The sequence below is a fragment of the Burkholderia sp. 22088 genome (genome assembly GCF_052045915.1).
Taxonomy (GTDB): domain Bacteria; phylum Pseudomonadota; class Gammaproteobacteria; order Burkholderiales; family Burkholderiaceae; genus Burkholderia; species Burkholderia cepacia.
The window spans coordinates 78,598-101,355 of the sequence record NZ_JBQEPY010000029.1 but is presented as its reverse complement, the minus strand read 5'-3'; the positions used below and the strand labels follow the sequence as shown (position 1 = coordinate 101,355).

15 protein-coding genes and 2 pseudogenes are annotated in these 22,758 nt (G+C 66.4%); 11 read left to right on the top strand and 6 right to left on the bottom strand.

Annotation, left to right across the window (positions count from 1 at the left end):
- From bcpA to ACTJLD_RS39040, 3 genes and pseudogenes are all read right to left on the bottom strand, one after another.
- A pseudogene (gene bcpA, locus ACTJLD_RS39050) lies at nt 1-3,590 on the bottom strand (contact-dependent inhibition toxin BcpA); the annotation flags it as partial.
- Between the two features lie 302 nt (nt 3,591-3,892).
- A pseudogene (locus ACTJLD_RS39045) lies at nt 3,893-4,165 on the bottom strand (glutathione S-transferase N-terminal domain-containing protein); the annotation flags it as partial.
- A 28-nt stretch (nt 4,166-4,193) separates the two neighbouring features.
- Nucleotides 4,194-4,670 (bottom strand): OsmC family protein, encoded by a 477-nt coding sequence (locus ACTJLD_RS39040; protein ID WP_027790236.1) that lies wholly within the window; start codon nt 4,668-4,670, stop codon nt 4,194-4,196.
- A gap of 131 nt (nt 4,671-4,801) precedes the next feature.
- Here ACTJLD_RS39040 and ACTJLD_RS39035 point away from each other — a divergent pair, with 131 nt between their 5' ends.
- Nucleotides 4,802-5,443 (top strand): GntR family transcriptional regulator, encoded by a 642-nt coding sequence (locus ACTJLD_RS39035; protein WP_059693209.1) that lies wholly within the window; start codon nt 4,802-4,804, stop codon nt 5,441-5,443.
- A gap of 121 nt (nt 5,444-5,564) precedes the next feature.
- Here ACTJLD_RS39035 and ACTJLD_RS39030 read toward each other — a convergent pair whose 3' ends face one another.
- Nucleotides 5,565-6,605, bottom strand: a complete 1,041-nt coding sequence (locus ACTJLD_RS39030; protein ID WP_322076183.1) for a LacI family DNA-binding transcriptional regulator — start codon at nt 6,603-6,605, stop codon at nt 5,565-5,567.
- Between the two features lie 189 nt (nt 6,606-6,794).
- Here ACTJLD_RS39030 and ACTJLD_RS39025 point away from each other — a divergent pair, with 189 nt between their 5' ends.
- From ACTJLD_RS39025 to ACTJLD_RS39005, 5 genes are all read left to right on the top strand, one after another.
- Nucleotides 6,795-7,943, top strand: a complete 1,149-nt coding sequence (locus ACTJLD_RS39025) for an ABC transporter ATP-binding protein (protein ID WP_440661450.1) — start codon at nt 6,795-6,797, stop codon at nt 7,941-7,943.
- A gap of 9 nt (nt 7,944-7,952) precedes the next feature.
- Nucleotides 7,953-9,944 (top strand): beta-galactosidase, encoded by a 1,992-nt coding sequence (locus ACTJLD_RS39020; RefSeq protein WP_440661449.1) that lies wholly within the window; start codon nt 7,953-7,955, stop codon nt 9,942-9,944.
- Between the two features lie 66 nt (nt 9,945-10,010).
- Nucleotides 10,011-11,270, top strand: a complete 1,260-nt coding sequence (locus ACTJLD_RS39015; RefSeq protein ID WP_091920844.1) for an ABC transporter substrate-binding protein — start codon at nt 10,011-10,013, stop codon at nt 11,268-11,270.
- Nucleotides 11,271-11,340: 70 nt separating this feature from the next.
- On the top strand, nt 11,341-12,309 hold the full coding sequence (locus ACTJLD_RS39010; RefSeq protein WP_136470104.1) for a carbohydrate ABC transporter permease: 969 nt from the start codon (nt 11,341-11,343) through the stop codon (nt 12,307-12,309).
- 26 nt (nt 12,310-12,335) lie between these two features.
- Complete coding sequence (locus tag ACTJLD_RS39005) at nt 12,336-13,187, top strand: carbohydrate ABC transporter permease (RefSeq protein WP_027790229.1); 852 nt, start codon at nt 12,336-12,338, stop codon at nt 13,185-13,187.
- 212 nt (nt 13,188-13,399) lie between these two features.
- Here the strand turns inward: ACTJLD_RS39005 and ACTJLD_RS39000 are convergent, their stop codons facing one another.
- Both ACTJLD_RS39000 and glcC read right to left on the bottom strand, forming a co-directional pair.
- Complete coding sequence (locus ACTJLD_RS39000; protein WP_222212989.1) at nt 13,400-14,674, bottom strand: tetratricopeptide repeat protein; 1,275 nt, start codon at nt 14,672-14,674, stop codon at nt 13,400-13,402.
- Between the two features lie 414 nt (nt 14,675-15,088).
- A complete protein-coding gene (gene glcC / locus ACTJLD_RS38995) occupies nt 15,089-15,859 on the bottom strand; it encodes a transcriptional regulator GlcC (RefSeq protein ID WP_027790226.1) in 771 nt (256 codons plus the stop codon).
- A 232-nt stretch (nt 15,860-16,091) separates the two neighbouring features.
- Here glcC and glcD point away from each other — a divergent pair, with 232 nt between their 5' ends.
- Genes glcD through ACTJLD_RS38970 form a run of 5 tightly spaced genes read left to right on the top strand, consistent with a single transcriptional unit; the run spans nt 16,092 to nt 22,553 of the window.
- The gene (gene glcD / locus ACTJLD_RS38990; RefSeq protein WP_440661445.1) at nt 16,092-17,591 is read left to right on the top strand and encodes a glycolate oxidase subunit GlcD; all 1,500 of its coding nucleotides are present in this window, start codon (nt 16,092-16,094) and stop codon (nt 17,589-17,591) included.
- Complete coding sequence (glcE, locus tag ACTJLD_RS38985) at nt 17,591-18,667, top strand: glycolate oxidase subunit GlcE (protein WP_321916311.1); 1,077 nt, start codon at nt 17,591-17,593, stop codon at nt 18,665-18,667. The genes glcD and glcE overlap by 1 nt, the downstream gene beginning before the upstream one ends.
- 24 nt (nt 18,668-18,691) lie before the next feature.
- The gene (gene glcF, locus ACTJLD_RS38980) at nt 18,692-19,912 is read left to right on the top strand and encodes a glycolate oxidase subunit GlcF (RefSeq protein ID WP_060194163.1); all 1,221 of its coding nucleotides are present in this window, start codon (nt 18,692-18,694) and stop codon (nt 19,910-19,912) included.
- Between the two features lie 20 nt (nt 19,913-19,932).
- Complete coding sequence (locus ACTJLD_RS38975; protein ID WP_027790222.1) at nt 19,933-20,337, top strand: GlcG/HbpS family heme-binding protein; 405 nt, start codon at nt 19,933-19,935, stop codon at nt 20,335-20,337.
- Between the two features lie 41 nt (nt 20,338-20,378).
- The gene (locus ACTJLD_RS38970; RefSeq protein ID WP_440661444.1) at nt 20,379-22,553 is read left to right on the top strand and encodes a malate synthase G; all 2,175 of its coding nucleotides are present in this window, start codon (nt 20,379-20,381) and stop codon (nt 22,551-22,553) included.
- Nucleotides 22,554-22,758: the final 205 nt, after the last annotated feature.

Here is a 22,758-nt window from a genome sequence, read left to right as displayed (position 1 = left end):
AGGTTCGCGTTGTTCGTGAAGGTGCCGGGCAACGTGAACGCGAGATCGTGACCGACGTTGAACTGCGTATCGGATGCCGCCGTGTAGTCGCCCTGCAGGTTCACGTTGGCGTCGTGCGCTGCGCTGTATGTGCCGCCACCTTGCAACGTGGCCGCTGCGACCGACAGGTCGTGCGTCGAGCCGATCTGGCCGTTCGTGTTCGTGACCGCGCCGGCCGTCGTAACGTTCACGTTGCCGTTCGAATTCGTGACGTTACCGATAAAGCCGCCGCTGTTGTCGAGCGAGTTCCCCTGGACATGCAGCGATGCACCACTGAGCTGACCGCCCTGCGTATTGCTGATCGATGCCGCGCTGACCGTCACGTCGCCGTTACCGGTAATCGCACCCATGCCCGACACACCACCGGCATGACTGTTCGCGATCTGGTTGTCGCCTTGCACCGTCATCTTGCCAGCACCGAGGTCGACAATGGCGCCGTCCGCGTTGTCGATCGAAGCCGATTGAATGTCGAGTGTGCTGGTGTCACCAGCAGTAGATTGTCCGGCCTGGACGTGGCCACCTTGGTTCGACAAGGCACCGCCGCTCTTCAACGACAGCGACGCGTCCGATCGCAGCAGGCCCTGCGCGTTGTTCACATCGCCTGCGATGGTCGCATTGATGCCGCGTTGCGCGGCGAGGAAACCGCTCGCGTTGTTCCAGGCGGCCGCGTTGACGATGGCTTGTCCCTTCGTCACGATGGTGCCCGACGCGTTGTTCAGCGCGCTCGAGCCATTGCCCGGCGCGATCGTCAGCGTGCCCGTGCCGGCATGTGTGATGGTGCCACCTGCGTTGTTCAGCTCGGCGGGCTTGAGCGTCAGATCCGTGCTGTTGGTCTGGATCACGCCAGCGGCCGAGTTGTCGAGCGTGCCGCTGACATTCATGCCCATCGTTGACGACCCATACTGCGTAATCGTGCCGCCGTGGTTGACGAGGTTTTCTGCCGTGAGCGCAATCTGATTGGCCTCGAGCTTGCCGCCGCTGTTGTCGAGCGTCGAGTCGGCCGTGATCGACAGGTTCGGCGCGACGATCGAACCGTTCTGGTTCGTCATCGAGCCTGAGTGGATTGCCGCGTTCGTGCCCGCACCGATCTGGCCGCCATCGTTCGTCAGCATGCCACTGGTGACGCTCAGATCCGTATTCGACAACAGCTTGCCGCTCGCATTGTTCAGCGTGCCGGCAACGGTTGCCGTCAGTCCGCTCTGCGCGTTGATCGAGCCCGCCGCGTTGTTTAGCGCGCCGGTTTGGGCGGCGACGCGTCCGTTGCTCGCGATCGAACCGCCTACGTTCGATATCGAGCCCGAGCCGCCTCCGAGCGTCAGTGTGCCGTTGCCGGCATGCGTGATCGTGCCGCCGTCATTCACGAGTGCGGTGGGGGTAAGCGCCAGGTCAGTGCTGTTGGTTTGCAGCGTGCCGGCATTCGAGTTGTCGAACGTGCCCGACACGTTCACGGCCATCGCGCCGGCGCCCGTCTGCGTGATCGTGCCGCCATGGTTCACGAGGTCGGTCGCGTTCAACGACACCTGGTTAGCCTGTACGGCACCCACGCTATTGTCGAGGGTCGTGCCCGTCAGCGCGGCCGTCAGACCGACGATCGAGCCGCCGTTGTTGACCAGGCGCACGCCTGCGTCGACAACCACCTTTTGCGCGGCCTGCAGCGTGCCGCTGCCGTTGTCGACCGACTGGCCCGATACCCGCAGATTCGTATTGGAGGTAATCACGCCGCGATTGACAACGTTTGCGCCTTGGACCGACACATCGCCGTTGCCGCCGATAACGCCGCCGTGCGCGCCGTTCGCGGTCGTGCCCGCCGCATTGGTCAGTTGACCGGTGGTCATCACCGACAGGCCGTCGCCGTTAAGCGACGTGATCCGGCCAGCCGTGTTGTCCAGCGACGCGCCGGCCACCGTCATGCCGGCCGCGCTTTGAACGGTGCCCTGGTTGTTTGCGATGGCACCACCACGCACGTCCGCCGTACTTTCGGATACCAGTCCACCGGACTGGTTGGCGATCTGGCCGGCGACATTCACCGACAACGGGCCTTGCGACGAGACCTTGCCGCCTTGGTTCGACAGGTTGCCGCCGGTCAGCGTCGTGCTGCCGCCGCTCGACAGGTTGCCGTGGTCGTTGATCACGGTGCCCGATGCGTTCGCCTGAATGGCGCCTTGCGCGCTCGTCGTCGCGTTCGAGAGGTTCACGTCGCCGGCCGTCGCGCTCAGCGACAGATTGCCGTTCGTCGCCGTCTGGCTACCGGTGAGATTCACGCTGCCGCCCGTCAGCGATGCGTTACCGCCCGCCACATTCTGGCCGGTCGCGGTCAACTGGCCCGACGCCGTCAGGTTCAGGTCGCCGCTGTGCGTGACGGAACCGTCGTTGTTCACGCCGGCGCCGAGCGTGCCGGCCGAGTTGACGCTGCCAGCGTTGACCGTTGTATTTTGCTGCGCTGCGAGCGTGCCGCTGTTCGTGAGATCGGCACTTGTGCTGGCCGACAACGACTGCTGCGCATACGTCGTGCCGCTGTTCTGGATGCCGTCCGCGGCCGACAGCGCCATATTGCCGCTTGCCGTAGTCTTGCCCGTGAGCACGAGCCGGCCGTTCGACTGCAGCGTCAGGTCGCCTGCCTGCGCGGCGATCGTACCGGCGCTGGCCACCCCCACGCCGAATTCGTTCGATGCGAGGACGATCCGATCGCTATACATGCCCCCCAATTGGCTTACGTCGATAGCGACCGACGGAGCAGGACCATCACCGGCGATCGCCGTCGCGGCAAGCGTGTCGTGATTGACCTGGGCCGCGCCGGCGATCACGTTCAGGTTCTTCGCATAGATGGCGGAATTGACCTGTACAGCGCGGGCGATAAGGTCCACCTGATCGGTACCGGTTGCGTTCAGGCCAGCGCCCGAGACGGTCACGAGCCCGCGGTTGACGTTGTATCCGGCGATTGAACCATCGGCGCCGTAGTACGGCACGCCGGTCGTCAAGGTCGCGCGACTGGTATTCAGGAAGGTGCCGCCGTCCACGAAAATCCCGGACGGGTTAGCCAGGACGAGTTCCGCGCGGGCGCCTGCGATCTCCACGGCGCCGCGAATTTGAGAGGGATTCGGGCTGTTGACCTGGTTGACGATGATCCGCGCGGCTTGTCCGGCGCCGTAATTCGGGTTGCCGTTGATCCAGCCCGCCTGCTGGGTCTGAACCATCGTGGCCGAGTTGTTCAGGATCGCGCCGGCCTTCTGTACGTCGAACTGGTTGTAGGTGTTGACCGATACGCCCGCGCTCGAGGGACGCGCCACGTTGACTTGCGGCAAGCCGTTCGGCGTCTGGATCACCTGCGTGCTGGTGCCGGGCGTCGGGACGATCTGCGCACCGGAGAGGGTGGGCAGCATGCCGAGCGCGGCGACGCCCGCCACCAGGACGCGAGCGCCGGACGTCGACGACCGCCGCCGCGCGCGAGCTTCGCCTGTTGCGGATTTCCCTTCAGCTGTCGCTGTCTCCGCGACGGCCACCACCATACCCCGAAGCCTGGAAAACACCAGGCGGTGCGCATTCTTATTCATTCTGGTCGACGCGGCCCGCGTCCGTTCGTTTGGTTATTGAACGCGAGCTTACTGAAACATCGAAGAATGACTGTCAAATATTGCCAAGTTGTTGACGGAGAAACACAAATTTCGAATTTCAGTCTCGTCTGATTGACGTGGAATCGGACATCCCCAATCGGTTTCTCAAGGAATCCGTCGGCCAGACCAGATCGATTTCAAGCGGACCTTTCGTTTATCCGCCTGTACGCACTCCGGAACAACGGTGAATCGAATTTCATCGCGAGCTGGATCGCCGGGCGCACGAGTCGCTGCGGTAACTACTGAGCCCGTTCTAGCGTGCAGAGGTCGGGCGCAAGACGCTGCTCCGGATGCGTATCGGCGAGAGGCAGGCAGATCGCGGAGGTTTCATACAGCACCAGGTCGCCGTCGATCAGTACCGGAATGAGCCCGTTCGGATTGAGCGCGAGGTAGTCCGGCGACTTGTGTCGATCGTGCGTGCGGTCGACGTATTCAAGCTCGAACGGCTGGCCGACTTCCTCGAGCACGAAGTGCGGCGCCATGCTGGCGTTGCCGGGGTAGTAGAAAAGCTTCATCGTCGATTTCGTCCGGCGGGTGTCGGCGTCACGCTGCGGCAAATTCGATCGTGGGTTCGCAGCGGATCGGAAAATTGACCGAGTTCGCGATATAGCACTTCGCGTGCGCATCATGATGCAGATGTTCCGCCCGCTCGCGATCGTCGCCGGCCTGGATCGTCACGTGCGGGCGCAGCACGATTTCCGTGAAGCGGCCCGGCTCGTCACGGTCGACCATCGTGCCTTCCGCATCGTCGACATAAGCGAGCACGCGAATGCCCGCTTCGGAGCACAGGTGCAGGTACCAGAGCTTGTGGCACGCCGATGCCGACGCCAGCAACAGGTCCTCGGGGTTCCAGCGCGACGCGTCGCCCCGAAACGCCGGGTCCGATGAACCGGGAATATCCGGCTTGGAACCGGCCCGGATCACGTGATCGCGGCCGTACTCGCGATACCCCGACGTGCCGGTGCCGCGATTGCCCGTCCACGCGACTGCGACGCGATACTTGTGTTCACCAGATGCCATCTCGCTCTCCATTGATGTGGGTTGCTTCGACCGGGCAGGATTTCGTCGTACGGAGCCCGCCTGCGTTCGTCATTTTGGCACCGGATTTTCGTTTGGTATACCATTATTCCAAATTGACGGAACACACAGGCATGGAAGCCAAACTCGATTCCACGGCGGACGCGGTCGCCGCCTCGTTGCGCGACATGATCATCAACGGCGAGTTCGAAGCGGGCGAACGGCTCGTCGAGCGCGACCTCGCCGACCGGTTCGGCATCAGCCGGATTCCGATGCGCGAGGCGATCCAGCGCCTGGAGCGCGAAGGGTTGCTGGACATCTTCAGGAATCGCGGCGCCGTCGTGCGCATGCTGGGCGCATCGGACGTGCAGGAAATCTACGACCTGCGCGTGCTGCTCGAAGGCGACGCGATCTACCGAAGCGTGAAGCGGCTCGACGACGAGACGCTCGCGCGTGCCGAACTCGTCCATCGCCTGCTCGGCGATACGGCCGTGCCGCGCCGGCAGGGCGAACTGAACCGCGAATTCCATGCGTTGCTGTATTCGTGCTGCGGCAACGCACGGCAATTGCAGACGATCGCGGAGCTGCGCAGCCAGGTCGAACGATACGAGCGCCTGCAGGCCACGCTGCTCGCCGATACGCCGTCGTTCCAGGTCGAGCACGAGGAGATCCTGCAGGCGTGCCGCGAGCGCAATGCGCGTGCCGCTCGGTCGATGACGGTCGCGCATCTCGAATCGGCCAGGCGCATCGTGATGGGGCTCGTCGAAGGCGACTGAAACCGGCGCTGCGTGTGCCGCCTGCTGCGCCGCGCGCGGGCCGGGCCGGTCTTGTCGGGCCTTGTCGGGTCGCGCCGATCGCGGCGGCTACCTCCGTCGCGACATTCAATACATCGATACATCAAATCGACCGCGTCGCGCCCCCGCCGGGCGCGCAGCCGGTCGTCCCGCGCACCACCAGTTTCGGCAGCGACGCGATCCGCACGCGCGACGCAGCGCTGCTGCGCTCGCCCGCGTCGCGTAGCGCATTGAGCAATTCGACCGCGAGCCCGGCGGCCTCGGCAGTCGGGATCGCAACGGTCGTCAGCGTGGGGCGCGTGTCGCTGGCCAGGTGAATGTCGGTGATCCCGACGATCGACAGATCGTCCGGCACACGCCGGCCGCGATCGGCCGCCGCATGCATCGCCCCGATCGCCGGCAGGTCGTTGGTCGCGACCAGCGCGGTCAGCCGCGGATGCGCGTCGAGCAGCCGACCCGCCGCGCGCACGCCGCCTTCGATCGAATCGGGTTCCGCCGCGACGATCGACGCATCGAGCCCGGCTTCACGCATCACGTCGACGAAGCCGTCGTAGCGCGCCGCCTGCACGCCGCTCGCCGACCCGCCGACGATCACGCCGATCCGCTCGTGGCCCAGCTCGAGCAAGTGCCGCGTCGCGATCCGCCCCGCCTCCCGAAAATCGATCGCCACGCACGGCAATCCGTCGGGCGGCGCCTCCGGCCGCTCCCACAGGCACAGCACGACCGGCACACCGCGCGCCGCCACGTCGAGCAGATCGGGCAGATGCAGGTTCGCGTTGGTCACGAGAATCCCTTCGGAGATCGTGCCGGCAATCTGGTCGAGATACGCACGCCCCTGCAGCGGATCTTCATTCGTATTGCAGACGATCAGGAACTGTCCGTTGCGGCGCACCGCGCGCTCGACCGCCAGCGCGAACTCCGGGTAGAACGGGTTCGCGATGCTCGACACCATCAGCGCGACCGTCGGCGCGCGCCCTTCCGCCAGCGCACGCGCCGCGAGATGCGGCCGATACCCGAGCGCCTCCACGGCTTCCAGCACCCGAGCACGCGTCGCCTCGCCGACCCGGCCGCGCTCGCGCAGCACGTTCGACACGGTCGCGGCCGTCACGCCGGCGCGGCGGGCCACTTCATCCAGGGTTGCCATCGCTTGCTCACTATATGAGACGTCTATCCAGTATTTGCTTCGCTCACCGAAGCGGCGCACTATCGCCGCACACCCTGCCGCCCGACCGACGGGCGCGACTCGGCCGCGATCGCATCGCCTCTTTTTTTGATCGCGATGATTAAGCGCTTAATCAACGACGATGGCGCATTAAAACATGGAGCGGAGACAATGGCGAGCATCTCGATGCGGCGCGTGCAGAAAGCCTACGGCGATCACGCACCGGTCATTCGCGACGTCGATCTGGAGATCGGCGCGCACGAGTTCTGCGTGTTCCTCGGGCCGTCCGGATGCGGCAAGTCGACGTTGCTGCGGATGATCGCCGGGCTCGAGGACTTGAGCGCGGGCGAGCTGTCGATCGACGGCCGCCGCGTCGACGACGTGCCGGCCGCCGAGCGCGGCGTCGCGATGGTGTTCCAGAGCTACGCGCTGTTTCCGCACATGACGGTCTACGAGAACATGGCGTTCGGGCTGAAGCTCGCGCGCGTGCCGAAAGCCGAGATCGACCGGAAAGTGCGCGATGCCGCGCGCATCCTGCAGCTCGACACGCTGCTCGAGCGCAAGCCGAAGGCGCTGTCGGGCGGCCAGCGGCAGCGCGTCGCGATCGGCCGCGCGATCGTGCGCGAGCCCGGCGTGTTCCTGTTCGACGAGCCGCTGTCGAATCTCGACGCCGCGCTGCGCGGCCAGACCCGCATCGAGATAGCGCGGCTGCACCGCCAGTTCGAACGCGCGAGCGTCGTCTACGTGACGCACGACCAGACCGAAGCGATGACGCTCGCCGACAAGATCGTGCTGCTGCACGCCGGCGCCGACACCGCGCAGCACGGCAGCATCGCGCAGGTCGGGGCGCCGCTCGACCTCTACCACCACCCGGCCAGCCGCTTCGTCGCGGGTTTCATCGGCTCGCCGCGGATGAACTTCCTGCCGGCCGTCGTCACGGCGTGCGATGCCCGTCGCACGGCCGTCACGCTCACGCCGTCCGGCGAAACCTTCACGCTGCCGCGCGACGGCTCGGCGCTCGGCGCCGGCGCCACCGTGACGCTCGGCATTCGCCCCGAACACCTGACGCTCGGCGCCGCGCACGACGCCACGACACTCGCACGCGACGTCGCGCTCGTCGAACGCCTGGGCGAACAGACCTACGTGCACCTCGACCAGCCCGGCGGCCACTCGCTGATCGCGAAGGTGCCCGGCGATGCGCAGGTACGCAGCGGCGAACGCGTACTCGTGCATGCGCCGGCCGCGGCCTGCCATCTCTTCACCGAAGACGGCCGCGCGGTGCCCGCGTGCGCCGACGTCCACGTTCACCACTACGCATAAGGATCGGGCATGCGCCTCGGAGTCTGTTACTACCCGGAACACTGGCCGGAATCGATGTGGGCCGACGATGCCCGCAGGATGAAAGCGCTCGGCATCGAGCAGGTGCGGATCGCCGAATTCGCGTGGAGCCGTATCGAGCCGTCGCCGGGCGAATACGACTGGGGCTGGCTCGATCGGGCGGTCGACGTGCTCGGCGCGGCCGGTCTCGAGATCGTGATGTGCACGCCGACCGCGACGCCACCGAAATGGCTGGTCGACCGCCATCCGGACATCCTCGCGATCGGCGCCGACGGCCGGCCGCGCGCGTTCGGCTCGCGCCGCCACTACGACTTCTCGTCGCCGACCTATCTCGAGGCGTCGCGCCAGATCTGCACGGCGGTCGCCGAGCGCTACGGCCGGCACCCGGCCGTGCGCTACTGGCAGACCGACAACGAGCTGGGCTGCCACCAGACCGTCGTCAGCTATTCGCCGGCCGCGCTCGTGCGATTCCGTGCGTGGCTGAAGGCGCGCTACGGCACGATCGACGCGCTGAACCGCGCGTGGGGAACCGTGTTCTGGAGCATGGAGTATCGCCATTTCGACGAGGTCGATGCCCCCGTCGGCACCGTGACCGAAGCGCACCCGTCGCATCGCCTCGACTACCGGCGCTTCGCGTCGGACGAAGTCGCGCGCTATCACCGGATGCAGGTCGACGTGATCCGCGCGCACTCGCCGGGCCGGCCCGTCGCGCACAACTTCATGCAGCTGTTCACCGAGTTCGACCATTACGAAGTGGCGCGCGACCTCGACGTCGCGACGTGGGACAGCTATCCGCTCGGCGCGCTCGAGGAGCAATGGTTCACGCCCGACGTGAAGGCGCGCTGGCTACGCACCGGCCATCCCGATTTCGCGTCGTTCAATCACGACCTCTATCGCGGCATGTCGAAGCTGCCGTTCTGGGTGATGGAGCAGCAGCCGGGCCCCGTGAACTGGGCGCAGTGGAACCCCGCGCCGCTGCCGGGCATGGTGCGCCTGTGGAGCTGGGAGGCGTTCGCGCACGGCGCCGGTTGCGTGTCGTACTTCCGCTGGCGTCAGGCGCCGTTCGCGCAGGAGCAGATGCATGCGGGTCTCAATACGCCGGACAACCGGCTCGACGAAGGCGGCCGCGAGGCGCAGCGCGTCGCGCGCGAGATCGCGGCCGTACGCGACGCAGGTGCCGATGCCGACCCGAACGGCGCGGTGCGTGCCCCCGTCGCGCTCGTGTTCGACTACGAAGCGAAGTGGCTGTTCGAAGTGCAGCCGCAAGGCGCCGATTTCCACTACCCGCGCTTCGCGTTCGAGTACTACGCGGCGCTGCGTTCGCTCGGCCTCGACGTCGACATCGTTTCCGCGCATGCGCCGCTCGACGGCTACCGGCTCGTCGTCGTGCCGCCGCTGCCGGTCGTCCCGGACGATTTCGCCGCACGCGTCGCGGCCTCGGGCGCGCACGCCGTGTTCGGGCCGCGCACCGGCTCGAAGACCGTCGACCTGCAGATTCCGCCGACGCTGCCGCCCGGCCCGCTCGCATCGATCCTGCCGGTGCGCGTATGGCGCGTCGAATCGCTGCGGCCGAACGTGACCGAGCCGATCGACGGCACGCTGTGCGACAGTGCGCCGCTCGCGGGCCATGCGCGCCACTGGCGCGACTTCGTCGAGCTTCACGACGACACGCTCGGCGTCGTGCGCGCGCGCTTCGCCGACGGTCACCCGGCCTGCGTGTCACACGGCACGCTGCACTACTGGGCCGCGCTGTTCGACGACGCGACCACCGCCCGGCTGTTCGCCGATGTCGCGGCCGAAGCCGGCCTCACGCCGACGCCGCTCGGCGACGGCGTGCGCGTGAGCCGGCGCGGCGGCCTGACCTACGTTTTCAACTATGGCGACACGCCGCACACGATCGACGCGGTACCGCCGTCGGCGTTCGTGCTCGGCACCGCGCAAGTCGGGCCGCAAGACGTGGCCGTGTATCGAAGCCGTTCGTAGCACCCCGACACCGGCGCCGCGATGCGCCGGTCACGCACAAGACGACACACAGGAATGGAGACACGCATGACACATCGCCCCCTTCGCCTCGCCGCCCGGCTCGCCACGGCCGCCGCCGTCGCACTGGCATCGCTCGGCACGACGGCGCCCGCCGATGCCGGCACGCTGACGATCAACATCGCGTTCAAGGGCGCCAGCCAGCGCGCGGTCTGGCAGTCGACGCTCGACGCGTTCCACAAGGCGCATCCCGACATCGACGTGAAGGCCACCTTCGTCGACGAGGAAGCGTACAAGGTGCAGCTCCCCGCCTGGCTCACGACCGTCGCGCCGGACGTCGTGAACTGGCACGCCGGCGAGCGGATGGCGTACTACGCGAAGCGCGGGCTGTTCGAGGACCTGAGCGGCGACTGGGCGAAGAACGGCTGGGGCGCGATGTATGCATCGACGCGCGACGCATCGTCGTACAACGGCAAGCAGTACGCGGCACCGACCGTCTACTACTCGTGGGGGCTGTTCTACCGCAAGGACCTGTTCCGCAAGGTCGGCATCGCCGACGAGCCGAAGACGTGGGACCAGTTTCTCGACGCATGCAAGAAGCTGAAGGCGGCCGGCATCACGCCGGTCGCGCTCGGCGGCCGCGACGCGTGGACGCTCGCCGGCTGGTTCGACTATCTCGACCTGCGCCTGAACGGCAACGCGTTCCACCAGCAACTGATGGCGGGCGACGTGCCGTACACCGACCCGCGCGTGAAGAAGGTCTACACGACGTGGAAGTCGCTGATCGACGCGGGCTACTTCATCGACAACGCGCTGTCCTACGATCTCGACGGCGCCCAGCCGTTCCTGTTCCAGGGCAAGGCCGCGATGATGCTGATGGGCACCTTCATCGCGGCGGGTTTTCCGCCGAACGTGAAACAGGAAATGGGCTACTACCGCTTCCCGATCATCGACCCGAAGGTGCCGACCGCCGAGGATGGCCCGGTCGAATCGCTGCATATCCCGACGAAGGCGAAGAACAAGGCCGACGCGCACACGTTCCTCGCGTTCGTCGAAACACCCGAGATGGGCGCGAAGCTCGCGGAAGGCCTCGGTTCGCTGTCGGCCAACAGCAAGTCGCCCGAGCCGGCCGACCCGGTCTCGCGCATCGGCTTCCGGATCCTTGCCGACACGAAGGGCGGCGTCGCGCAGTTCTACGACCGCGACATGACGAAGGAAATGGCCGACGAGGGGATGAAGGGCATGCAGCAGTTCCTCGCGAATCCGGCGCAGCTCGATACGGTGCTCGCGCAGCTCGAACAGACCCGCAAGCGGATCTACAAGAAGTAACGCCGTGACCCGCGCGGCGGTGCTCCGCCGCTGCGGCTGTCCCATCGTTCGCTCGTTCAGGAGCCCTGCCGTGTCCAGTCCGATTTCGTCCCGACACCTCGAGCCGCCCGCCGCGCCGCCGGAACCGTCGAACCCTCGCGCGCCCGCCGCGGTTGCCGCGGTTGCATCACCCGCGCGCCGCCCGTCGCCCGCCGTGCGGCGGCAACGGCGTGCCGCGTGGCTGTTTCTCGCGCCGGCCTGCGCGATGGTTGCCGTCTATGTGATCTGGCCGATCCTGTCGACGCTGTGGCTGAGCCTGTACAACTGGGACGGGATGACCGAGCGTACGTTCGTCGGTCTCGCGAACTATGCGGAGCTGCTGCAGGCGCCGACGTTCTACACGGCGCTGCGCAACAACGTGATCTGGCTCGCGCTCTTCATGCTCGCGCCGCCGCTCGGCCTCGCGCTCGCGCTGTACCTGAACCAGGCGGTCGCCGGCATCCGGCTCGTGAAGTCGCTGTTCTTCGCGCCGTTCGTGCTGTCGGGTGTGGTCGTCGGCCTGATCTTCTCGTGGTTCTACGATCCGACGTTCGGGCTGCTCGCGCTGATCGCCGGACACGGCATCCCGGTGCTCGGCGACGCGCGCTACGCGACGTTCGGCATCGTGTTCGCCGCGCTGTGGCCGCAAACCGCGTACTGCATGATCCTGTACCTCACCGGCCTCACGTCGCTCAATCCGGAACAGATCGAAGCCGCTCGCATGGAAGGCGCGCGCGGCTTCGCGCTGCTGTGGCACGTGGTGCTGCCGCAACTGCGGCCGACCACCTTCATGGCGATCGTCGTCACGGTGATCGGTGCGCTGCGCAGCTTCGACCTGATCTCGGTGATGACGAGCGGCGGCCCGTTCGAGAGTTCGACCGTGCTTGCGTATTACATGTACGACCAGGCGATCAAGTACTACCGGCTCGGCTATTCCGCGTCGATCGCGGTCGTGCTGTTCGCGATCATGCTCGTCTACATCGTGTTCCAGTTGCGCCGCCTGCTGCGCAACGAGCAGTGACCTGACCTTCCGGGGATGCCTTCATCATGTTTCCGACACCCGTTGCCCAATGGAAGCCGGTATCGCGCCGGCTGTACAAGCTGTCGCTGCCCGTCGCGCTCGTGATCTGGCTGCTGCCGATGATCGCGGTGTTCGTCACGTCGGTGCGCTCGACCGAGGAACTCGTCGAAGGCCACTACTGGGGCTGGCCGCGGCACTTCTCGATGATCGAGAACTATCGCGATGCGCTGACCACGTCGCCGATGCTGCATTACTTCTGGAACAGCGTGCAGATCACGGTGCCGTCCGTGCTTGGCTCGATCGCGCTCGCGGCGATGGCGGGCTTTGCGCTTGCGACCTACAAGTTTCGCGGGAGCACGGCGCTGTTCGGCACGTTCGTCGCGGGTAATTTCGTGCCGGTGCAGGTGCTGATGATTCCGGTGCGGGATTTGTCGCTGCGGCTCGGTGTGTTCAATACGGTCGAGGCGCTGATTCTGTTTCATGTCGCGTTCCAGACGGGGTTCTGCACGCTGTTCCTGCGCAACTTCATCAAGCAGCTGCCGTTCGAGCTGATCGAGGCGGCGCGGATCGAAGGGGCGGGGGAATGGACGGTGTTCTGGCGGATCGTGTTGCCGTTGATCCGGCCGGCGCTGGCTGCGCTGGCGATTCTCGTGTTTACGTTCGTGTGGAATGACTACTTCTGGGCGCTGTGTCTCACGCAAGGGGATGAGGCTGCGCCGATCACGGCAGGGGTTGCCGCGTTGAAGGGGCAATGGACGACGTCGTGGAACCTCGTGTCGGCCGGGTCGATCCTGGCGGCGTTGCCGTCCGTCGCGATGTTCTTCGCGATGCAGAAGCATTTTGTGGCGGGGCTGACGTTCGGGGCGACCAAAGGCTGAACGCGCGCAGCCCTGCGTATTCGTATCTCCCCCCTCCGCATCGAGAGGTTGCCCGCTTCGGCGGGCTTTTTTTTATCTTCGCGGATCGGGATGGATGTCGCCAAACGATCTGCAAGCGACCGCCAGATTTCACGACGACGGTCACCTGGTGACTGCGCAAGCGCCCAACAGCAAATGCGGCCTTCGGTGACTCACCCCCATCCCGGCTTTAATTACGGCGACGCGATGAAATTCTTTATCGATTGTATTTCGAATTTCGCCAAATCATATTCAGCCCACGAAACCGGACATAGCGAAACAGCCGTTTCGAAATTTCTCGTTGCATCCTCCATCTTGCCGGCCATCATATTCGCTTCCCCGATATAAGTCTCGGCTTCACATTGACGCGTCCCAGGAGGCCCGTCATCACCCTTGGCCGCTGCCACCCTGAGTTGGTCGGCATCTATTTTCGACAGGAAGTAATCGATGATCGGGCGAGGCCAGGATTCCTGATTCCGCAAGCTCGAAGATTCGCCGTCCAGGCTCACCCGATCATCCACGCCGTGCCGTTGCGATGCCAGATGCTTCCAGATCAGCATGTATGCAACATCTTCGGAACTGCTGTTTTCCCTGTTGTTGTCCAGCCATGCATTGGCTTCACGCAATGCGGCCGCATAATTCTTTGTATAGAAATTCAGCTTCACGTCTTTCAAGACAGCATCCCAATCTCGCGGATCGAGTTGCAGCGCCTTGTTCAAATTTCGGCGGGAGTCGTCATACCTTCCCATCGACATATACACCTGGCCGAGATTCACGTAGGTCGTCGACACATTTTTATCCGCGGCCAGCGACTCGTTCAATTTGTCGATGGCGACCTGATACAACCCCATATCCGCGAAAGCCATTGCATAACTGTCTTTTGCGTCGATTCTGCCAGGGTCGAGCTCCAACGCCTTTTTCAGGTCCAGGAGAGCATGATCGAAATCCAGCATTAATTTATAAGAACCCGCCCTGTGTACATAGGCGCCCGGATCCGATGGATCAATATTAATTGCCCCCGTAAAGGCGACTACGGATTTTTCATACTTGTTCGACAAGGAGTATCCAAGACCCGCGAACCTGTAAAGATAGGACGCAAGCCTATAATTTTTTCCCTCGTCGCTTATTATTTTCGCCGCAGCCAAGGCATCATCCGCGGAATTTTCCCGCTCGTGGATCTTGTCGTATGCAAGACTTCTCCCTACCAGCGCGTCAAGAAGAAGCGGATGCAAGTTGAGTGCTGCGGTGTAATAGCTGATGGCTAGCGGGTAATTTCGGGCCTTTTCTGCTGCCTGCCCACGTTGAGCGAGCGTGACAGCTGTCTGTTGCGCGCTTGTTGAATCGACCGTCGCCGATACGAGCGAGGGGTCGGTGGTTGCCGTTTTGCCGGGCTCGCTAGCCAATACCTCGGTCATCGGGACCGAAATCAACAACATTGCCGAGACAACGGATAGAAGCGATCGATTCATGGGTCGGTTGTAATTATTCAGCGCGTGGGTCAAGCAGCGTACGTGGCATCCGGCGGCGGCGATGATCGACAGAGAATGCCGCTACCCGCCGGATAGTATCGATTATTACGCGATGGCCGCGAATGGGCGGGCCCAGCCCGTCTCGGTACAAGCACCGTTGCCGCGCAATCGCAGTCGGAGCCCGCTTCTTCGAGGCCCTTGCCGTACTCATGCGTCGGCATCGACATGCAGCATCCTCCTGTCAGGATCGATGGCGTAATACGTGCGACGGTACACGGCGCGTGTTGCACGAACGTGCAAATCAGGGCGTGCCTCGTGCCAGATACGTCGCATCATGATGCAATAACCATTCAAACCGCATCGTCGACGCACTTCGCTTGATGGACGTCATGGCACGAACACACCGGCGCCTGCTCACGTCCACCCTTCAAGCCGCAACGTCGACCGCACGAGCCGCTGTTCCTCCTGCTCGATCTCCCTCAGATATTCGACGCACTGGCGGATATGCTCGCTCGCCGCCTTGCGCGCCTGCTCGGGCAGCCGCCCGGTCACCGCGTTATAGAGCCGCGCATGCTGGCGATCGATCTGCTTCTTCAACGGCTCGCGGTGATAGAGGTTGTTCACCGACGCAAACACCGAGCTCAGCAGCAGATCCGTCAGCGACTGCAACGTATTCACGAGCACCGGGTTATGCGACGCCTCGCAAATCGCGAGATGAAACGCGTGATCGAGCTTCGCGCGCGCGGCCGGGTCGAGATCCTGCGCATCGGCCGCGGTCATCTCGTCGTAGCGACGCTTGATCAGGATGAAATCGGCAGACGTTCCGCGCAGCGCCGCCAGTCGCGCGGCCTCCGTCTCGAGCATCCCGCGCACTTCGAACAGGTCGTACAGCGTGCGCGGCTGCGAGCCGAGCAGGTGCATCATGGGCGAGACTTCGCGCTGCGGGGTCAGGCTCGCGACGAACGAGCCCTTGCCGTGCGTCGTCTCGATGATTCCGCGCGCACGCAGCAACTTCATCCCTTCGCGCACGGCCGTGCGCGACACGCCGAGCTTCTCGGTCAGCCGCCGTTCGGACGGCAACGCCTGCCCGGCCTTCAGCACGCCGTCGACGATCAATTGCTCGATCCGCTCGGCGACGACATCGGCGACATTGCGCGCCGGCGCTTGTCGATCCTGCATTTCCATACTGGTATGACCACTTTGGACGGATGTCGCCGATTTTCTCATAAACCCTTGTCATGATTGGCTTTTACGTCAAGACCCACCCCGGCTTCACGGCGCGCCTCGAAAAACTGGTATGACCACGCCCGCGACGTATGGACACGCACCGGCCGGCCGCCAAGAATGCCGTCCATCCGGCGCGTCGCGCATCCCGCGGCCGCCCGCACGGTGAAGAGAGTGGAGACGGAGACACACGATGAGTTTCACCTACGACGAACGGATCGACGGCCCGCTGGCGACCGTCGGCCGCGACACACTCGTCGCCGCGCTGCACGCGGCGGCGCCCGGCCTCGACGTGCTGCACGAGCGCGAAGCGCTCAAGCCGTTCGAATGCGACGGCCTCGCCGCCTATCGCACGGTACCGCTCGCGGTCGTGCTGCCCGACACGGTCGAGCAGGTGCGCGCGGTGCTGCGCGTCGCCGCCGCGCTCGGCGTGCCGGTGGTCGCGCGCGGCGCGGGAACCGGGCTGTCGGGCGGCGCGATGCCGCTCGAAAAGGGCCTCCTGCTCGTGATGGCGAAGTTCAACCGGATTCTCGACATCGACCCCGATGCCGGCGTCGCGCGCGTGCAGCCCGGCGTGCGCAACCTCGCGATCTCGCAGGCAACCGCGCCGCACGGCCTCTACTACGCGCCCGATCCGTCGTCGCAGATCGCGTGCTCGATCGGCGGCAACGTCGCCGAAAACGCGGGCGGCGTGCACTGCCTGAAATACGGGCTCACGGTGCACAACATCCTGAAGGTCGAGATCCTGACGATCGACGGCGATACGCTCACGCTCGGCACCGACGCGCTCGACGCACCCGGCTTCGACCTGCTCGCATTGTTCACCGGCTCGGAAGGGATGCTCGGCATCGTCACCGAAGTGACCGTGAAGCTGCTGCCGAAGCCGCCGAGCGTGAAGGTGCTGATGGCGAGCTTCGACGACGTCGCCGAAGCCGGTGCCGCCGTCGCGCGGATCATCGGCGCGGGCGTGATCCCCGGCGGCCTTGAGATGATGGACAACCTCGCGATCCGCGCGGCCGAGGATTTCATCCACGCGGGCTATCCGGTCGACGCGCAGGCGATCCTGCTGTGCGAACTCGACGGCTCGCCCACCGACGTCGACGAAGATGCCGAACGCGTCGCCACGCTGCTGCGCGATGCCGGCGCATCGGAGATCCGTGTCGCGCGCGACGAGGCGGAGCGCCAACGCTTCTGGGCCGGTCGCAAGAACGCGTTCCCCGCGGTCGGCCGCATGTCGCCCGACTACTACTGCATGGACGGCACGATCCCGCGCCGCGAGCTGCCGCGCGTTCTCGAAGGAATCGCCGCGCTGTCCGCCGAATACGGGCTGCCGGTCGCGAACGTGTTCCACGCGGGCGACGGCAACATGCACCCGCTGATCCTGTTCGACGCGAACCGCCCCGGCGAACTCGACCGCGCGGAAGCGCTGGGTGGAAAGATCCTCGAGCTGTGCGTCGCGGCGGGCGGCAGCATCACCGGCGAGCACGGCGTCGGGCGCGAGAAGATCAACCAGATGTGCGTGCAGTTCAACGCCGACGAAATCACGTTCTTCCACGCGGTGAAGGCCGCGTTCGATCCGCAGGGCCTGCTCAATCCCGGCAAGAACATCCCGACGCTGCACCGCTGCGCCGAATTCGGCGCGATGCACGTCCATCACGGCAAGCTGCCGTTTCCCGAACTGGAGCGTTTCTGATGCGACGCGAAATCGAATCGATCGACGACAGCGCGGCACTCGTCGCCCAGGTCGACGCGGCGATCCACGACCGTCAGCCGCTGCACATTCGCGGCGCCGGCACCAAGGCGTTCCTCGGGCGCCCAGTCGAAGGCCGCACGCTCGACGTGCGCACGCATCGCGGCGTCGTGTCCTATGACCCGACCGAACTCGTCGTCACCGCGCGCGCGGGCACGCCGCTCGCCGACCTCGAAGCGATGCTCGATTCGGCCGGCCAGATGCTGCCGTGCGAGCCGCCGTCGTTCGGCGGCGCGGCCACGGTCGGCGGCATGGTCGCGGCGGCGCTGTCGGGCCCGCGCCGCCCGTGGGCCGGCGCGGTACGCGACTTCGTGCTCGGCTGCCGCGTGATCACCGGCCACGCGAAACACCTGCGCTTCGGCGGCGAGGTGATGAAGAACGTCGCGGGTTACGACGTGTCGCGGTTGCTCGCGGGCAGCTTCGGCTGTCTCGGCGTCGTGACCGAGGTGTCGCTGAAGGTGCTGCCGAAGCCCCGTGCGACGTGCGATCTCGCGTTGCCGCTCGCGGTGGACGAAGCCGTGCAGCGCGTCGCCGCGTGGCGGCGCGCGGGGCTGCCGCTCGCGGGCGCCTGCCACGCGGACGGCGTGCTGCGCGTGCGGATCGAAGGCGGCGAGGGCTCGGTGAAGGCCGCGCGCGACACGATCGGCGGCGACTGCATGGACGACCATGACGATGCGTTCTGGGCACGGCTGCGCGACCTTGCGCTGCCGTTCTTCGACGACCCGCGCCCGCTGTGGCGCGTGTCGGTGCCGGCCGCCGCGCCGCTCGACGCCCTGCCCGGCGCGCTGCTGGCCGACTGGGGCGGCGCACAGCGCTGGCTGAAGAGCGACGCCGCACCGGCCGACGTGCAGCGGCTCGCCGCGCAATGGGGCGGGCACGCGACCTGCTTCACGCCGGGCGCGACGTGCGAGCCGTTCCAGCCGCTGCCGCCCGCGCTGCTGCGCGTGCACCGCCAGCTCAAGGCACAGCTCGACCCGCATGCGATTTTCAATCCCGGCCGCCTGTACGCCGATTTCTGACGCGAACCCGATCCCGACCCGCCGATGCAAACCAATCTCAGCGAAGCAAGCAAGGCCCTCGCCCGGGCCGACGAAGCGGAAGCGATCCTGCGCGCGTGCGTGCACTGCGGCTTCTGCAATGCGACCTGCCCGACCTACCAGGTGCTCGGCAACGAGCTCGACGGGCCGCGCGGGCGCATCTACCTGATCAAGCAGCTGCTCGAAGGCGAGCCGTGCGGCGAACGCACGCAGCGGCATCTCGACCGCTGCCTGACGTGCCGCAACTGCGAGACGACCTGCCCGTCCGGCGTGCGCTATCACACGCTGCTCGACATCGGCCGCGCGGAAGCCGAAAAGCGTGCGCAGCGGCCCGCGCGCGAGCGCCTGCTGCGCGCGGGGCTGCGGCACGTCGTGCCGCGCCCGGCGACGTTCGCCGCGTTGCTGAAGGCCGGCCGCGCGCTGCGCCCGCTGCTGCCCGGCACGCTGCGGGACAAGATCCCGGCCGCCGTGCCCGCGGCCGCGCCGCGCCCGCCCGTGCGCCACGCGCGGCGCGTGCTGATGCTCGAGGGCTGCGTGCAGCCGTCGCTGTCGCCGAACACCAATGCGGCCGCCGCGCGCGTGCTCGACCGGCTCGGCATCAGCGTGAGCCCGGCGCGCGAGGCCGGCTGCTGCGGCGCGACCGAATATCACCTGAACGCGCAGGATGCCGGCCTCGCCCGCGCACGCCGCAACATCGACGCATGGTGGCCCGCGATCGAAGCGGGCGCGGAAGCGATCGTGCTGACGGCAAGCGGCTGCGGCGCGTTCGTGAAGGAATACGGCGACCTGCTGCGCTCCGACCCCGTCTACGCGGAGAAAGCGCGGCGCGTCAGCGCGCTCGCGCGCGACCTCGCGGAAGTGATCGCGGCCGAGCCGCTCGACGCGCTGGCCGAGTCGACGCCGCGCCGCGTCGCGGTTCACTGCCCGTGCACGCTGCAGCACGCGCAGCGGCTCGGCGGCGCGGTGGAAAGCATCCTGACGCGGCTCGGCTTCGATCTGACGAATGTCGCCGACGGCCATCTGTGCTGCGGCTCGGCCGGCACGTATTCGCTGACGCAGCCCGAACTCGCGACGACGCTGCGCGACAACAAGCTCGATGCGCTCGAAGCCGCGCGCCCGGACCTGATTGTCACGGCCAACGTAGGCTGCCAGACTCACCTGAACGGCGCGGGCCGCACGCCCGTGCGCCACTGGATCGAGCTCGTCGACAACCGACTCGTCAACTGACCTGATTCCGGAGGATCTCCATGCAGACGAAACCCGAACTCGAACTGGCCGATGCCGACCGCATGCTCGCCGCCGCCCGCGCGGAAGCGGAACGCCACGGCTGGGCCGTGTCGATCGCCGTCGTCGACGACGGCGGCCACCTGCTCGCGTTTGCACGCCTGGACGGCGCATCGCCGGCCAGCGCCTGTATCGCGCAGGACAAGGCGCGCGCGGCGGCGCTCGGCCGGCGCGAGACGAAGGCGTATGAGGATATGATCAACGGCGGCCGCACCGCGTTTCTCAGCGCGCCGCTGACGGGGTTGCTCGAAGGCGGCGTGCCGGTCACGGTCGGCGGCCGGATCGCGGGCGCGATCGGCGTGTCTGGCGTAAAGTCCGAACAGGACGCGCAGATTGCCCGCGCCGGCACACAAAGCGTCGCGGTGTGACCAGCCAAGCCGCGCGCGATTTTTCCCCGGGAGGATTAACGATGATCGACCAAGCAGGACTGCAAGTCGCGCCAGCGCTGAGCCAGTTCATTGAAAACGAAGCGTTGCCGGGCACCGGCATCGACAAGGCTGCGTTCTGGAGCGGTTTCTCGGCCCTGGTGCACGACCTGGCGCCGCGCAACCGCGAGCTGCTCGCGGAACGCGACCGCCTGCAGCAGGAACTCGACACCTGGCACCGCGCGCACCCCGGCCCGGTGCGCGACCACGCCGCGTATCGCGCATTCCTCGAACAAATCGGCTACCTCGTGCCGGTCCCGTCGAACGTCGCGGCAGCCACCGCGAACGTCGACAGCGAGATCGCGACGCAGGCCGGCCCGCAGCTCGTCGTGCCGCTGTCGAACGCGCGTTATGCGCTGAACGCCGCGAACGCCCGCTGGGGCAGCCTGTACGACGCGCTGTACGGCACCGACGCGCTGCCTGAAGACGGCGGCGCCGAACGCACCACGGCCTACAACCCGACGCGCGGCCAGCGCGTGATCGACTACGCGCGCAACGTGCTCGACAACGCGGCGCCGCTCGCGAGCGGCTCGCACCGCGACGCGCTGCGCTACCGCGTGCAGGACGGCCAGCTCGCCGTCGAAACCGCCAAGGGGATCGTGGGCCTCGCGCAGCCGGCGCAGTTCGTCGGCTACCAGGGCGCGGCCGACGCGCCGTCCGCGATCCTGCTGAAGCACAACGGCCTGCACCTCGAGATCCAGATCGACGCATCGACGCCGATCGGCCGCGCCGATCTCGCGAACGTGAAGGACGTCGTGCTCGAAGCCGCGGTCAGCACGATCATCGACTGCGAGGATTCGGTCGCGGCGGTGGACGCCGACGACAAGGTCCAGCTCTACCGCAACTGGCTCGGCCTGATGCAGGGCACGCTGGTCGAGGAAGTCGCGAAGGGCGGCAAGACCTTCACGCGCCGCCTGAACGCCGACCGCGAGTACACGACGCCCGACGGCGGCACGCTGTCGCTGCACGGCCGCTCGCTGCTGTTCGTGCGCAACGTCGGTCACCTGATGACCAACGGCGCGGTGCTCGACCGCGACGGCAACGAGATTCCGGAAGGGATCCTCGACGGCGTCGTCACGGTGCTGTGCTCGCTGCACGACCTGAAGGCGAAGCGCAACTCGCGCACCGGCTCGATCTACATCGTGAAGCCGAAGATGCACGGCCCGGTCGAAGTCGCATTCGCCGATACGCTGTTCGCGCGCATCGAGGATCTGTACAACCTGCCGCGCAACACGCTGAAGATGGGCATCATGGACGAGGAGCGCCGCACCAGCGTGAACCTCGCTGCGTGTATCGCCGCCGCCGCCGCACGCGTCGCGTTCATCAACACCGGCTTCCTCGACCGCACCGGCGACGAGATGCACACCGCGATGGAAGCGGGCCCGATGATCCGCAAGGGCGACATGAAATCGTCGGCGTGGATCCAGTCGTACGAGCGCAACAACGTGCTCGCGGGCCTGTCGGCCGGCCTGCGCGGCCGCGCGCAGATCGGCAAGGGCATGTGGGCGATGCCCGACCTGATGCACGCGATGCTCGAGCAGAAGATCGCGCATCCGCGCGCGGGCGCGAACACCGCGTGGGTGCCGTCGCCGACCGCCGCGACGCTGCACGCGCTGCACTACCACCTCGTCGACGTGCAGGCCGTCCAGCAGGAACTCGAGAAGACACCGTACGCGAGCGAACGCGACACGCTGCTCGAAGGGCTGCTGACCGTGCCGGTCGTCGAACGCGCCGCGTGGAGCGAAGCCGAGATCCTGAGCGAAGTCGAGAACAACGCGCAGGGCATCCTCGGCTACGTCGTGCGCTGGGTCGAACAGGGCGTCGGCTGCTCGAAGGTGCCCGACATCCACGACGTCGGCCTGATGGAAGACCGCGCGACGCTGCGCATTTCGAGCCAGCACATCGCGAACTGGCTGCGCCACGGCGTGATCACCGAGGCATTCGTGCTCGACGTGTTCAAGCGGATGGCGCGCGTCGTCGACCAGCAGAACGCCGGCGCCCCGAACTATCGCCCGATGGCGCCCGGCTACGACCAGTCGACCGCGTTCAAGGCCGCGTGCGCGCTCGCGCTGCAGGGCACGTCGCAGCCGAGCGGTTATACCGAGCCGCTGCTGCACCGGTTCCGGCTCGCGTTCAAGGCGCAACAGCACGGCGGATAAGCACGGCCGTGCCGCGGGTTTCCGGCGTGCCGGAAGCCCGTATGCCGGAAGCTCGTACGCCGGGCTTCATGAAACGGGCGGCCGCAACGGCCGCCCGTTTTCATTTTCACGTTCGCCCGGCTGTTGAAACGAATAATCGGCGCACATATCGACACCTTCATTTTTTTCGCTCGCCTGCCGTTAACCCGATGGGAATCGGCGGCCG